1 pseudogene is annotated in these 384 nt (G+C 35.4%); it reads left to right on the forward strand.

The window, feature by feature from the left end:
* A pseudogene (locus CRV02_RS14995) lies at nucleotides 1-303 on the forward strand (ferredoxin); the annotation flags it as partial.
* Between the last annotated feature and the right edge of the window lie 81 nt (nucleotides 304-384).

A 384-nucleotide genomic window follows, 5' to 3' on the forward strand; every position in this document is an offset into this window, starting at 1 on the left:
GTTGATCATACAATAGAATATACAAGTAAACTTCCAGAAGATACAGGTATGTGTGGGTTAGAGTTTGATGACCTGCCAAATTACTTTGGCAACCACAGAGCTGAGTATGGTGTCTATGATTTAAAAGCCAACGATATCGAAGTAAGTGAAAAGCTTGGTTTAAAAGCTTTAACTCCTATAGCTTTAGTAACAGAAGAAAATGAAATAGTCATTTATAAAGCAACCCCAATTACTCAGTTTAATAAATTTAAGTCACTGCTTCACGAGTTTAAGGTTGAGCTCCACAGGGGGATTTTCTCTTAAAAAGCTTTATTTGAAAACCATGAAAAAGAGAGGAACACCGAGTTAAATGGTCAAGAAGGGAAGTGGCAAAGACCTTAAAAA

The organism is Arcobacter sp. CECT 8989 (genome assembly GCF_004116715.1).
In the GTDB taxonomy this organism is placed as follows: Bacteria; Campylobacterota; Campylobacteria; order Campylobacterales; family Arcobacteraceae; genus Halarcobacter.